Origin of the sequence: Roseomonas sp. KE0001 (assembly GCF_016107285.1) — a bacterium.
In the GTDB taxonomy this organism is placed as follows: domain Bacteria; phylum Pseudomonadota; class Alphaproteobacteria; order Acetobacterales; family Acetobacteraceae; genus Pseudoroseomonas.
On record NZ_RCVQ01000003.1, the window covers coordinates 205,045 to 217,588 of the forward strand.

Genomic DNA, 12,544 nt, shown 5'->3' on the forward strand with positions numbered 1-12,544 from the left:
TTCTTGGTTCTTTTTTACAAGAAAGAACCTTTGCTTTCTTCTACCCTCGCAACGTGACCACCGCATCCAGCACCTGCGCCCCATCCGCACCGCTGCGGATCGGGTTGATCTCGATTTCCTCGATGCGCTCCGGTTGCGCTTCCACAAGGGCGGAGAGCGCTGCCATGGATTGGCACAGTGCATCCAGGTCGCAAGGCGCGGCGCCGCGCATGCCTTGCAGCAGCGGGAAGCCACGCAGTTCACGCAGCATGCGTTGCGCCTCGGCCGCATCGACCGGCAGCAGGCGGCGGGACAGGTCGCGCAGCAGTTCCACGTGGATGCCGCCCAGGCCGCAGGTCATGACATGGCCCAGCACGGGATCGCGCGAGACCGAGAGCAGCAATTCCACGCCGCCGGAGGGGGCCATGCGTTCCACCAGCACGCCGTCGATGCGGGCAGCGGGATGGTGCTGGGCGGCTGCGCGGGTAACGGCGGCGAAGGCATCGCGTACGGCCGCCGCGTCACGTAGGTTCAGCGCGACGCCGCCCATGTCGGATTTGTGCAAGATCTCCGCGCTGGCGATCTTCAACACCACGGGGAAGCCCAGTTCCGTGGCGGCGGCGGCGGTCGCCTCGGTGCTGGTGGCCAACCGGCCTTGCGGCACGGACAGGCCCGCGGCGCGCAGCATGGCCTTGCCCTCGGCTTCGGATAGGGTGCGGGTCGGGGCCTCGGGCAGGCCGGCCCCTAGGCCTCGGGGTAGGATACCGGGCTGCCAGGCGCCATGGTCAATGAAGCAGCGGAAGGACTTCGCGGCATTGCGCAGGCTGCGCATCGGCACCATGCCCGCCTCGGCGAAGCAGCGATAGGCGGCGCCGGTGCGCTCGCTCATCCAGACTGGAACCAGCGGGATAGGTGATCTCGTTTGGGCCGCCACCATGCGCTCGGCCACGGTCTGCGAGACGCTGCCGTAATCCAGCGGCATGGGCATCATCACCAGGGAAACGGCCGGATCGTTGGCGACGGCGGCGAGCGTCTCCTCAATCACGCCAGGATTGGTCAGGGTGACGGTGGTGGTATCCACCGGATTGCCCAGCGCGGCATAGGGCGGCAGTTTTTCCGCCAGCGCCGCCGTGGTTTCCGGCGCCAGATCGGCCAGCACCAGCCCGGCCTGGCCGACCATGTCGGCCGCGAGGGCACAGGCGCCGCCGGAGGAGCCGAAAATGGCGATGCGCTCGCCGCCTCGCGGCCGGCCGCGGGCGAGCAGGGAAGCGACATCGACCAGCTCGTCGATGTCGTCCACCTCGATGATGCCCAACTGGCGGAAGGCGGCGCTGTTCACCTCGGCGGAGCCGGTGAGGGAGGCGGTGTGCGAGGCGGCGGCGCGCGTGCCATAAGCGGAGCGGCCGACTTTCAGCGCGACGATGGGCTTGCCCGCCTCGGCGGCGGCGCGGGCGGCGGCCAGGAAGCGCGGCCCGTCCTTGATGCCTTCCAGGATGGTGCCGATCACCCGTACATCCGGCGCGCCGGCCATGTAATGGATGAAGTCCGCGACCTGCAGATCCACCTCGTTGCCAGTGGAGCACCAGAGCGCGAAGCCGGTGCCGCGCTCCATGGATTGCAGCAGGTTGCGGCCCAGCCCGCCGCCCTGCGTCGCCAGGCCGATCGGGCCCGGCCGCAGGTCATGCGAGAAGGCGGGAGAGAAGGTGAAGCCCAGCCGCTTGTTGATATTGGTGACGCCCGGGCAGTTCGGGCCGTAGAGCCGCATGCCGCTGGCGCGCGCCAGGGCCTGCATCTCTGCCTCCACCAAGCGGCCAGCCTCGCCGGTCTCGCCGAAGCCGGAGGACAAGATGATGACGTATTTCACGCCCAGCGCGGCGCAGTCCCGCAGCGCCTCCATCACGCCGGCGGCGGGGACGGCGATCACCGCCAGCTCCGGCACCTCCGACAGGTCGGCGACGCGGCGGTGGCAGGCGCGGCCGCGGATCTCCGACCGCGTGACATTCACGAGGTGCAGCGCGCCGCGGAACTCCGAATGATCCAGGATGTTCGACAGCGTGCGCCCGCCGACGCTGGCGGCACGCTCGGAAGCGCCGACCAGCACGACGGAGCGCGGATCGAAAAGCGGGGAAAGATCGGAGAAGCCGCTCATGACAGCGCCGAAAGCTCCAGGATCTCCCGGCCGGCGATCAGCGTCTGGATTTCCGTGGTGCCCTCCGGGATCATGCCGCCGCGGGTGTCGCGAAAGATGCGCTCGATCGGGTAATCGGTGGAGTAGCCCATGCCGCCATGCACCTGCAGCGCCATGCTGGCCACTTCATGCGCCGCCTCAGTGGCATAGAGCTTGGCGATGGAGCATTCGGTGCGCGCATCGCGGCCGCGATCCAGCGCGGTCGCGGCATTGTAGGAGAGGGCGCGCGCCGCCTCGGTGCGGATGGTCATGTCGACGATGTGCTTCTGCACCAGCTGGAAGCTGCCGATCGGCTTGCCGAACTGTTTGCGCGTCTTCGCGTAGTTGATGGAAAGGTCGAGTGCTGCCTGTGCCGCGCCCACCGCGCCCATGGCGATGTTGACGCGTGCGGCGTTCAGCCCCTTCAGCACATGGCGGAAGGCGCCGCCTTCCTCGCCCAGCAGGTTCTCGCGCGGGATGCTGATGTCGCTGAAGCCCAGCTCCGCCGTGCCGGTGCAGCGCAGCACCATGGTGTCCAGCGGGCGCACCTCGTAGCCATCACTGCGCTCGACGATGAAGGCGGACAGCCCGCCCTCGCAATCCGGGCTGAAGGTGCGGGCGATGACGATGGCAAAATCGGCATTGGCGCCGTTGGTGATCCACATTTTGCGGCCGTTCAGCAGGTAGCGGTCGCCGCGCCGGTCAGCGCGCATCTGCACGCCGGCGGCATTGGACCCCACTTCCGGCTCGGTCAGGCCGAAGCAGGCGCGTCGGGTGTTCTCCAGCAGCGGCCGCAGGAAGCGCGCCTTCTGCTCCGGCGTTCCATAGGCATGCAGACGGTTGATGGCGCCGTTGGTGATGTTCACCAGCGTGCGCAGCGACATCCAGCAGTAGCCGGTCTGCTCCAGAAGCATGCCCCAGGTGACGTAGTCCAGGCCGAAGCCGCCCTCCGCCTCCGGCAGGCGCCCGCCGAGATAGCCGAATTGCCGCAGCTCCCCCAGCAGCTCGAAGGGGAAGGTCTTCGCCGCCTCGTGCCGGTTGATCACCGGGGTGACCTCCCGCTCCAGGAAGCGGCGGACATTGTCGCGCAACAGCTCCTGCTCCGGCGAAAGGTCAATGGCCATCGGGACCTCCGGACCGTGTTGGACCGATGCATGCGCGCGCCACCATGACCATTCCCTCCCGCCCGACCTTCCGCGGCCGTGGCCTTTCCTTCGATGCGGCCATGCTAGTCGAAGTGACTTTCAAGTCAACAAACTGTCTTTGGAGTCACGTCTCGCGTGCGCTGGTCAGATGGCGGTGGCTCCTCTAACGCCGTCTCCTTCCTGTTCGACACCCTGAGGGCTCCCGATGCCGACCACCGTTCCGGCGACCCTGCGCACCCTGGCCGTCTTCGAGACCTTCGCCCGCGAGCAGCGGGAATTGTCCAATTCGGAGGTCGCCCGGCTCATCGGCCTGCCGGAAAGCAGCACCTCCGACCTGCTGCACACGCTGCATGAGGCGGGCTTTCTGCTGCGCACCCTGCGCTCCCGCCGCTTCTATCCCACGCGGCGGCTGCTGGATCTGGCACAGCAAGCGGCGGCACGAGATCCCATCGTTACCTTCGCCGCCGAGGCCATTGCCATGCTCAGCGAAAGAACCGGCGAGACGGCGCTTTGCGGCCGGCCCGACGGGCATCGCGTGCAGGTAGTGGCGATCCAGGAAGGCAGCCATGTGCTGCGTTACATGCTGCGGCCGGGGGACCGGCTGGCACTGCATGCCTCGGCACTGGGCAAGGCTCTGCTGGCGCTGATGCCGGCCGAGGAGCGGCGGCGCCTGCTGCAATCCCGCCCGCTGCGCGCCCTGGGCCCGCAGACCATCACCGACCCGGAGGCGCTGGAACGAGCGGTGGCCGAGATCGCCGCACGCGGCTGGTCCTGGGTTTCGGGCGAGGCGGGAGAGGGGGTGGCGGGTATCGCCATCGCCGGGCTGGTGGGCGGCGAGCCGGTGGCGATCTCCCTTGGCGGGCCGGTGTCGCGGCTCGAGGCCAATCGCGAGCGCTATCTGGCGGCGCTGGAGGAGGCGCGCCCGCTGCTCTTCGGCCCCTGAAGGCCGTATCTCCATAAAGTCGTGTTGATTCCCGATTGGTCTCCGATATCCTGAAGGTAATTCCGGTGACTCGGAGGTAACGGCAGGATGGCCGAAAGGGAGGAAACAACCATGCGGATCACCCGAAGGGCTGCCTGGAGCGGCGCGTGCGGGGGATTGGCGGCGGCGCTGGGCCTGCCCCTTGCCCGGGCCGAAGGCACCTATCCGAACCGGCCGATCACCTGGATCGTGCCCTTCACCCCGGCCGGCATCACCGACGTCAATTCGCGCCTGGTGGCGCGCAAGCTGGGCGAGCGGCTGGGCCAGAGCATCATCATCGAGAACCGCCCCGGGGCCGGCGGCACGCTGGGCACCGAGTTGGCCGCCCGCGCGGCCGCCGATGGCTACACCATGATCTATGGCACCCAGGGCACGCTGGCCACCGCGCCTGCCCTGTTCCGCCGGCTGCCCTATGACCCGATGGGCTCTTTCATCCCCATCCAGGGCATGTTTGAGACGCCCAATGTGCTGGTGGTGCATCCCTCCCGCCCCTATCGCAGGGCGGCGGAGCTGGTAGCTTACGCGAAGCGGCATCCCGGCCGCATCAACTTCGCCACGTCCGGTGTCGGCACCGGCACGCATCTGGCGGCGGTGCTGTTCCAGACGGTGGCGGGGATCGAGATGACCCACATCCCCTATCCCGGCAGCGGCCCGGCGCTGAACGACCTGATCGCCGGCAATATCGACATCATGTTCGACTATGCCGTCGCTACCCGCGCGCATATCGAGGGCGGTCGGTTGCGCCCGCTGCTGGTGACCGCGGCCGAGCCGATCCCGGCCCTCCCGCAGGTACCCACCGTGGCGCAACTGGGCCTGGGGGATGCGCTCTCCGCCAGCTGGTCCGGCATCCTGCTGCCGGCCGGCACACCACAGCCCATTGTCGACCGCCTGGCCGAGGCGGCCGAAGCGGTGATCCGCGACCCTGAGATCCGCCAGGTGGCGGAAAGCAATGGCAGCCGCCCCATGGTGGAGCTGAACAAGGAGCGCTTCGGCCGCTTCATCCAGGAGGAGATCCCGCGCTGGTCGGAGATCGTCCGCCGTTCCGGCGCGCAGCCCTCATGAACGCGCCGCTGACCCGCCGGGCCCTGGGCGCCGGCCTCGCCGCGCTGGCGGCGCCGGCCCTGGCGCAGGAGCGCTACCCGAGCCGCGCCCTGACCTGGGTGGTGCCCTTCACCCCGGCGGGTGTGACGGATTCCACCTCGCGCCTGGCCGCGCGCAAGCTGGGCGAGCAGTTGGGCCAGACGGTGGTGATCGAGAACCGCCCCGGCGCCGGCGGCACGCTCGGCACCGAATACGTGGCCCGGGCGGCACCGGATGGCTATACTGTGCTCTATGGCACCAATGCCGCCATGGCCGGAGCGCCGGCCCTGTATCGCCGGCTCGGTTATCACCCCGTGCGCAGCTTCACGCCGATCCAGGGACTGTTTGAATCCTCCAATGTCTTCGTTGCCAATCCGTCGCGGCCCTATCGCAATGCGGCGGAATTCATCGCCTTCGCCCGCGCCCATCCCGGCCGGGTCAATCTGGCGCATGCGGGGGTCGGTACCTCCACCCACCTGACCGCGGTGCTCTTCGAATCCGTGGCCGGGATCGAGACCACCCATGTCTCCTATACCGGGGCCGCTGCGGCGCTGACCGACCTGATGGCGGGCACGGCGGATGTGATGTTCGACTATGTCGCCACCACGCGGGAACATGTGGCCAATGGCCGGATGCGGCCGCTCGCGGTTACCGCGCAGCGGCGCATTCCGGCCTTGTCGGATGTGCCTACCGTTGCCGAGATCGGCCTGCCGGAGGCCTGGTCCTCCGCCTGGTCGGGGCTGTTCCTGCCGGCCGAGGCGCCTCCGGCGGTGGTGCAGCGGCTGTCCGCCGCGGCTGCCGCCATGCTGCGGGATCCGGAATTGCGGGCCTATGGCGAAGGGAATGGCAGCCGGCCGATGGACGAGATGGCCGGCGAGGCCCTGGGCCGCTTCGTCGAGACGGAAATGACGCGCTGGGCGGAGGTGGTGCGGCGCTCCGGAGCCCAGCCATTGTAGAAACGACGTTCTTTTTTTGTAAGAACCAAGAAATTTTTGTCAGTTGGCGTCCCGCTTCACAGTTCAGGCGAGGCGCCAACTGAGAATTGTCTTCGCTTCTTTTCTTAAGAGAGAAGATGCTTCTCTACTCCAGGCGGATTTTGGCGTTGCGGATCACCGCCCCGATGCTCCTGCGTTCCGCTGCCAGGATGGCGGTGAAATCGGCGGGTCCCAGCCAGGCGGATTGCCCGCCCAATTCTTTCATACGTCCAGCGAAGGCCGGATCCTGCACCACCCTGCGGACGATGTCGGTCAGGTAATCCACCATGCCCGGCGGCAGGCCCGGCGGCGCGCCTAGGCCCAGCCAGGTGGTCATCACCACGCCCGGCACCAGGCTGTTCAGCGTCACCGCGCCGGGGAAATCCGGATGCGGCTCCGTGCCGGTCACGGCGATGGCGCGCAGGGCGCCGCTGTGAACATGCGGCAGGGTGGGGCTGACGCTGTCGATCATGAAGTCGATATTGCCGGCGATCAGGTCGGTCACCGCCGGGCCGCTGCCGCGATAAGGCACATGCGTCGCCTGAAAGCCGCCCTCCTTCTTCAGCATCTCCATGACGATGTGTTGGGAGGTGCCGGGGCCAGGCGTGCCGTAGGACAGCGGCGGGCCGCCGGCGCGGGCCCGGGCCAGCAGTTGCGGCAGGTCCTGGAAGGGGGAGGCCCTGGGCACCACCATCACCAGTTGCCCCGCGGTCATGCGCGCGATGATGCTGATGTCGCGCTCCGGATCATAGGGCACCGGCATCAGTAGCGGGTTGGTGACGATCTGGCCGGGCGTCAGCATCAGCAGGATATAGCCATCGGCCGGGGCGCGGGCCGTCATCTCGGTCGCCAGGTTGCCGCCGGCGCCCGAGCGGTTTTCCGGCACCACCTGCTGCCCCAGCAGCTGCGACAGGATGGGGGCGGCCAACCGGGCGGCGATATCGGTGGCACCCCCGGGGGCGAAGCCGATCAGCAGCCGGATCGGCTTGGCAGGATAGCCAGGCGGCAGCGCGGGCTGTGCCCGCAGGCCCGGCACCCGGGCAAGGGGCAGGGTGCCGGCCAGGGCGATGGCGCCCCGACGGGTCCAGATCATAACGGTTCCTCCTTTCCGGTCGGCGCAGGGCGCCGCCAGCCTCCATCCGGCAGCGTGACCTATTGGTCCCGGAAGTTACTATAGAGTCAAGTTTGGCCGGATCAGCCCGGCGGCGCCGGCCCCCGCAGGCCGTTCAGCACAAAGCCGGCAAAGATCTCGCCGATCTGCCGGCCGCTTAGCGAGCCTTCGGGCGTGTACCAGCGGGCGATGTGGTTGATGGCGCCCATGAAGAAGGCGACGGCCAAGCGGGGATCGCCCTGTGGCATGGCGCCGGCCTCCATGGCTGCCTGCACCATGGCGCGGAGGGCACGATCGGCTTCTCGCATGCGGGCGCGGATCGGCTCGGCATATTCCGGGGGCAGCGAGGTCACCGGCTCCGCCAGCACCGCATAGGAGCCGAGCTCGCTGGTCACCAGGTCGATATAGTGGACGATGTAGAGGCGCAGCCGCTCCAGCGGATCCTGGCTGCCTTCCGCTGCCATCTCCCGTGCCCGGGCGCCGGCATCGAAAGCAATGCTTTTCGCCTCGAACAGGATCTCGTGCTTGGTGCGGACATAGCGATAGAGCGCCGGCTTGGTCACGCCGAGCGTCTCCGCGATCTCCTCCAGAGAGGTGTTGTGGAAGCCGCGCCGGCCGAAGGCGCGGGCGGCCTCCCGCACCAGGGCGCGGCGCTTGCTTTCGTACTGCGCCTCGCGGGCCGGGACGGCATCCGCCCAGCGTGCTGGCTTCTTCTCGGCTGCCGTCCGGGTCATCCCTGCCTTCCTGCTTCCCGTCATCTGCCCGGCCCAGCGCCGCGGCGCAAGCCGCGTGACCATCGGCGCATTGGAGTTGACTCAAAAGTCACTTAGAGTACCATGAAGTCACAAACACGGATCGCCCCATGCGGGCAGAGAACGCGCGAAGCAGGGGAGAAGCATCCATGTCCATGCCGCGCCGCGCGGCCCTGGCCGCCATGGCCACTGCCGCGCTGCTTCCGGGCGTGGCCGCTGCTCAGGGCGGCGCCCAGCCCATCCGCATGGTCTGCGGCTCCTCCCCCAGCAGCATTACCGACCTGATCGCCCGCATTGTGCAGCCCGGCCTGGCGCAGCGCCTGGGCCAGGCTGTGGTGGTGGACAACCGCCCTGGCGCCGGCGGCAATCTGGCGGTTGAATTCCTGACCCGCGCCGCGCCGGACGGGCAGACGCTGATGCTGCTCTCCGGCGGCATCGTCACGCTGAACCCCCACCTGTTCCGCAACCTGCCCTTCGATCCGGTGCGCGACATCCGCCTGGTCTCGCGCATCACCGCCGGCGGCTTCCTGCTGGCGGTGCCCGCCGCCACCGGCGTGCGCGATGTGGATGGTCTGGTCGCGCACCTCCGGCGCAAGGGCGATGCGGCCAATTACGGTTCCCCCGGCATCGGCTTCGCCATGCATGTGGGGGCGGAGATCTTTCTCAACGCCGTCGGTGCCCGGGCCACTCATGTGCCCTATCGCGGCAGCGCCGCCGCCATGAACGGGCTGGTGGCGGGGGAGGTGGATTTCCTGTTCGACAGCCGCGGCCCGCTGGCGCCGCATTTGGAATCTGGCCAGGTACGGGTGATCGCCAATGGCGGCAGCGTCCCGGATCTGGCCTATCCCGATCTGCCGCTGCTGTCCGCGCGTTACCCGGAGGTGGTGGTGCAGAGCTGGACGGCTCTCGCCGCCCCGGCCCGCCTGCCGGAGCCGCAGCTGCAGCGGCTGGATGCCGCCATGCGCGCCACCCTGGCCGAGCCCGAGGTGACGGAGCGGCTGCGCCAGGTCGGCAATGGCCCCGCCTATCTGGGGCCCGAGGAGCTTTCTCGCTTCTTCGCCGATGAGCGCGCCCGCGCCGCGCGCGGCGTGGCCGTGGCGGGACTGCACCCGCAATGACCCCCTTCCAGGGAGAGACGGATTTGCCGCTTCGCGACCCAGGGCTCTACGCGCCCTCCGGCACCGGCACCGGCACCGGCACCGGCACCGGCACCGGCACCGGCGACGGCGCCGTGCTGCTGGCGCTGCGTGATCCCGCCACGGGCACCATCGCCTTCCCCCGCACCGCGTACGGCATCGGCGCTACACCGGCCGAGGCGGCGGAGCCGATCCAACTCAGCGGCCGCGGCACGGTGCTGACTTGCATCACCATCCATCAGCCGCTCTCCCCCGGCATGGCGGTACCGCTGCTGGTGGCGCGGCTGCGGCTGGAGGAAGGTCCGGTGCTGGATGGCATTCTGGAAGGCACCGAGGAAGTGCCGCCCGGCACCCTGGTCCAGGCCGTGCTGGTGCCGGAGGACAGCGAGCGCGGCCCACTGCTGGTCTGCCGCTTCCGCATGCTGGAGGGCGCGGCATGAGCGGCCTGCGCGAGATGCGTCCGGTGCGGGTGGTGGGCATCGGCATGCATCCCTACCAGTTCCCGACCGAAATCCCCTATGTCACGCTGGGCCTGACCGCGCTGCGCCGAGCCCTGGCCGATGCCGAGCTGGACTGGCCGGCGGTGGGTTTCGCCGCCATCGGCACCGGCGCCATCGGCATGGCGGCGGGGCGGGTGATGCTGCGGCATATTGGCTCCACCGGGCTCGAGGTGATGCAGGTGGAGAATGCCTCCGCCTCCGGCTCCTCCGCCTTCCGCACGGCCTGCCTGATGGTGGCCAGCGGCCAGCACGAGGTTGCGCTGGCGCTCGGCGTCGACAAGTTCGGCAGCGGCCAGCGCGCAGCGCACAAGGATGGCATCCCTCGCCTGACGCCGGCCGCCGAGATCCCCGCGGTGAAATTCGCCCTGATGGCCCGCGCCTGGCGCGACCGCTACGGGTTGACGCCGGAGGAGATGGCGCTTGTCGCGGTGAAGAACCACGGCAATGCCGCGCGCAATCCCTACGCCCAGTTCCGCAAGCCCCGCACGCTGGAGCAGGTGCTGAACAGCAACCGCGTGGCCGGCGACCTCACCTCTCTGCAATGCACCCCGCGCGGGGAAGGCGCCGCCGCGGTGATCGTGGCGAGCGAGGAGGCCATCCGCCGCCACGGGCTGGATCGCGGCCGCGCCATCCGCGTGCTCTCCTCCGTCGCTTCCTCCGAGCACGCTGTTGCCGACGAGGGCTGGAGCCTGGTGGAAATGGTGCAGCGCTCCGGCCTGGCGGCGCTGGAACAGGCCGGGGTCGCCATGGGAGAGGTGGATATCATCGAGCTGCACGACGCCTTCAGCATTGAGGAGATCGTTTATGCGGAGGCGCTCGGCCTTTGCCCGCTGGGCCAGGGCGCGGCGCAGCTGCGGGCTGGGCGCTGGGATATTGGCGGCGGCGGCTGCGCGGTGAACCCTTCGGGCGGGCTGCTCGGCATGGGTCATCCGATCGGGCCGACCGGCGCCGGGCAGGTCGCGGAAATCGTGCGGCAGCTGCGCGGCGAGGCCGAGGGGCGCCAGCATCCGGGCGCGCGCACGGGGCTCGCGCACATGATCGGGCTGGGCTCGGTCGCCGTCGGCCATGTGCTGCAGCGGGATTGAGGGAGAAGCGCCATGCGCGAGGAATTGTCGACGCTGATCTATGAGCAGGTGGAGGGCGTCGCGACCGTCACGCTGAACCGGCCGGAGCGGATGAATTCCATTGGCGGCAGCATGAAGGAGGATCTGGCCACTGCCTTCTTCCGCCTGGCCAAGGAGGATGCCGGGCTACGCTGTGTCATCCTGACCGGGGCCGGCGACCGCGCCTTCTGCGCCGGTGCCGACATCAAGGAACGCGCCGAGCTGCGCCGCACCGGCCCGGAATACTTCATGGCGCAGAAGGCGACGCACCAGCTGATCCGCGGAATGCAGGAATTCGAGCGGCCGCTGATCGCCGCCATCAATGGCGTGGCGTTGGGCGGCGGCATGGAGTTGGCGCTCACCGCCGACATCCGGTACGCGGTGGCGCATGCACGGATGGGCCTGCCGGAAGTGCGGCTGGGCGCCATTCCCGGCGCCGGCGGCACCCAGACCCTGCCGCGAGTTGTCGGCGCCAGCATGGCCAAGGAGCTGATGTTCACCGCCGAGCACCTGACGGCGGAGAAGGCCCTGGCCATCGGCCTGGTCAGCAAGGTGGTGGAGCGCGACGTGCTGGCCGCCGCCATGGAGACGGCGCGCAAGATTGCAGAGATGCCGCCGCTGGCGGTGGCCTTCGCCAAGCGAGCGGTGAATGCCGGCATGCAGGGCGGCATCGAGGCCGGCTTCGAACTCGAACGCTATGCCGCCGGCATGCTGACCGACAGCGAGGACCGCCGAGAAGGCTTCCGCGCCTTTGTCGAGAAACGCAAGCCTGCCTTCGTCGGGCGCTGAGAGGATCGCATGGAACTGAAGCTGCAGGGTCGCGTGGCCCTTGTCACCGGCGGCGGCCAGGGCGTCGGCCGGGCCATTTGCCGCGAGCTGGCCGCCGAGGGCGTCAAGGTCATCGTCAACGACCTCTTTCCTGAGCGCGCCGAGGCGGTGGTGCGGGAGATCCGCGAGGCGGGCGGCGAGGCCACGGCCTCCCCCGGCGATATTACCAAGGCAGATTCCGTGGCAGCCCTGGTGGCACGCGGGCGAGAGGCTTTCGGTCCCATCACCATCCTGGTGAACAATGCCGGCGTCACCCCCGGTCGCCGCGCCAAGGGGGGCATGCCGCCGACCTTCATCGACACGCCCGACAGCGAGATGCACCAGACGGTCGAGCTGAACGTCTACGGCACCATGTATTGCTGCCGCGCCGTGCTGCCCGACATGGTCGGGGAGAAATGGGGGCGGGTGATTTCGATCGCCTCCGAGGCGGGGCGGATCGGCGAGGCGCGGCTGGCCGCCTATTCCGGCGCCAAGGCGGCGATCATCGGCCTGACCAAGTCCCTGGCCAAGGAGCATGGGCGTGACCGCATCACCGCCAATGTGGTGGTGCTGGGCGCCGTCAGCCATGAGGGCATCGCCCCTGGCCAGGCGACCAGCGCCGATGCCACGCCGGAGACCAATGAGCGCCTGGCGAAAATGCTGAACGCCTATCCCGCGGCCAAGGGATTGGGCCGGCTGTCGCGGCCGGAGGATGTCAGCGGCGTCGTCGCCTTCCTGGCCTCCGATCGTGCCGCCTTCATCACCGGGCAGCATATCGGCGCCAGCGGCGGCTATGCGATGCCCTGAC

The 12,544-nt window shown here is 69.2% G+C and carries 12 protein-coding genes; 8 read left to right on the top strand and 4 right to left on the bottom strand.

The features are described from left to right. Window positions 1-40: 40 nt before the first annotated feature. Window positions 41-2,128: an acetate--CoA ligase family protein gene (locus D9598_RS07440; protein ID WP_198365778.1), complete on the bottom strand. Its 2,088-nt coding sequence runs from the start codon at window positions 2,126-2,128 to the stop codon at window positions 41-43. Further along, entirely contained in the window at window positions 2,125-3,270 is a 1,146-nt protein-coding gene (locus tag D9598_RS07445) for an acyl-CoA dehydrogenase family protein (protein ID WP_198365779.1), read from the bottom strand. The genes D9598_RS07440 and D9598_RS07445 overlap by 4 nt, the downstream gene beginning before the upstream one ends. Before the next feature lie 226 nt (window positions 3,271-3,496). Here D9598_RS07445 and D9598_RS07450 point away from each other — a divergent pair, with 226 nt between their 5' ends. From D9598_RS07450 to D9598_RS07460, 3 genes are all read left to right on the top strand, one after another. Beyond that, window positions 3,497-4,234, top strand: a complete 738-nt coding sequence (locus D9598_RS07450; protein WP_198365780.1) for an IclR family transcriptional regulator — start codon at window positions 3,497-3,499, stop codon at window positions 4,232-4,234. Between the two features lie 111 nt (window positions 4,235-4,345). Then, on the top strand, window positions 4,346-5,335 hold the full coding sequence (locus D9598_RS07455; protein ID WP_198365781.1) for a tripartite tricarboxylate transporter substrate binding protein: 990 nt from the start codon (window positions 4,346-4,348) through the stop codon (window positions 5,333-5,335). Beyond that, window positions 5,332-6,309 (top strand): tripartite tricarboxylate transporter substrate binding protein, encoded by a 978-nt coding sequence (locus D9598_RS07460; RefSeq protein WP_198365782.1) that lies wholly within the window; start codon window positions 5,332-5,334, stop codon window positions 6,307-6,309. The genes D9598_RS07455 and D9598_RS07460 overlap by 4 nt, the downstream gene beginning before the upstream one ends. A 124-nt stretch (window positions 6,310-6,433) precedes the next feature. Here the strand turns inward: D9598_RS07460 and D9598_RS07465 are convergent, their stop codons facing one another. Next, on the bottom strand, window positions 6,434-7,420 hold the full coding sequence (locus D9598_RS07465) for a tripartite tricarboxylate transporter substrate binding protein (RefSeq protein WP_198365783.1): 987 nt from the start codon (window positions 7,418-7,420) through the stop codon (window positions 6,434-6,436). A 101-nt stretch (window positions 7,421-7,521) separates the two neighbouring features. Next, window positions 7,522-8,172 carry a TetR/AcrR family transcriptional regulator gene (locus tag D9598_RS07470; RefSeq protein WP_198365784.1) on the bottom strand — a complete coding sequence of 217 codons (651 nt, stop codon included), beginning with the start codon at window positions 8,170-8,172 and terminating at the stop codon, window positions 7,522-7,524. 167 nt (window positions 8,173-8,339) lie between these two features. On the opposite strand from D9598_RS07470, the gene D9598_RS07475 reads away from it, so the two are divergent. From D9598_RS07475 to D9598_RS07495, 5 genes are read left to right on the top strand one after another with little or no spacing between them, the layout of a single operon-like run. Continuing rightward, window positions 8,340-9,308: a tripartite tricarboxylate transporter substrate binding protein gene (locus D9598_RS07475; protein WP_198365785.1), complete on the top strand. Its 969-nt coding sequence runs from the start codon at window positions 8,340-8,342 to the stop codon at window positions 9,306-9,308. A gap of 23 nt (window positions 9,309-9,331) precedes the next feature. After that, the gene (locus D9598_RS21015) at window positions 9,332-9,766 is read left to right on the top strand and encodes a Zn-ribbon domain-containing OB-fold protein (protein WP_198365786.1); all 435 of its coding nucleotides are present in this window, start codon (window positions 9,332-9,334) and stop codon (window positions 9,764-9,766) included. Further along, complete coding sequence (locus D9598_RS07485; RefSeq protein WP_198365787.1) at window positions 9,763-10,911, top strand: thiolase family protein; 1,149 nt, start codon at window positions 9,763-9,765, stop codon at window positions 10,909-10,911. Before D9598_RS21015 ends, D9598_RS07485 begins: the two co-directional genes overlap by 4 nt. A 12-nt stretch (window positions 10,912-10,923) precedes the next feature. Further along, a complete protein-coding gene (locus tag D9598_RS07490) occupies window positions 10,924-11,718 on the top strand; it encodes an enoyl-CoA hydratase/isomerase family protein (RefSeq protein WP_198365788.1) in 795 nt (264 codons plus the stop codon). 9 nt (window positions 11,719-11,727) lie between these two features. Next, a complete protein-coding gene (locus tag D9598_RS07495) occupies window positions 11,728-12,543 on the top strand; it encodes an SDR family NAD(P)-dependent oxidoreductase (RefSeq protein ID WP_198365789.1) in 816 nt (271 codons plus the stop codon). Window position 12,544 lies beyond the last annotated feature (1 nt).

Excerpts from the sequence above, each read along its gene's own strand:
- D9598_RS07440 (WP_198365778.1), bottom strand. The coding sequence starts at position 2,128 with ATGAGCGGCTTCTCCGATCTTTCCCCGCTTTTCGATCCGCGCTCCGTC.
- D9598_RS07470 (WP_198365784.1), bottom strand. The coding sequence starts at position 8,172 with ATGACCCGGACGGCAGCCGAGAAGAAGCCAGCACGCTGGGCGGATGCC.
- D9598_RS07475 (WP_198365785.1), top strand. The coding sequence starts at position 8,340 with ATGTCCATGCCGCGCCGCGCGGCCCTGGCCGCCATGGCCACTGCCGCG.
- D9598_RS07485 (WP_198365787.1), top strand. The coding sequence starts at position 9,763 with ATGAGCGGCCTGCGCGAGATGCGTCCGGTGCGGGTGGTGGGCATCGGC.
- D9598_RS07465 (WP_198365783.1), bottom strand. The coding sequence starts at position 7,420 with ATGATCTGGACCCGTCGGGGCGCCATCGCCCTGGCCGGCACCCTGCCC.
- D9598_RS07490 (WP_198365788.1), top strand. The coding sequence starts at position 10,924 with ATGCGCGAGGAATTGTCGACGCTGATCTATGAGCAGGTGGAGGGCGTC.
- D9598_RS07460 (WP_198365782.1), top strand. The coding sequence starts at position 5,332 with ATGAACGCGCCGCTGACCCGCCGGGCCCTGGGCGCCGGCCTCGCCGCG.
- D9598_RS07445 (WP_198365779.1), bottom strand. The coding sequence starts at position 3,270 with ATGGCCATTGACCTTTCGCCGGAGCAGGAGCTGTTGCGCGACAATGTC.
- D9598_RS07495 (WP_198365789.1), top strand. The coding sequence starts at position 11,728 with ATGGAACTGAAGCTGCAGGGTCGCGTGGCCCTTGTCACCGGCGGCGGC.
- D9598_RS07455 (WP_198365781.1), top strand. The coding sequence starts at position 4,346 with ATGCGGATCACCCGAAGGGCTGCCTGGAGCGGCGCGTGCGGGGGATTG.
- D9598_RS07450 (WP_198365780.1), top strand. The coding sequence starts at position 3,497 with ATGCCGACCACCGTTCCGGCGACCCTGCGCACCCTGGCCGTCTTCGAG.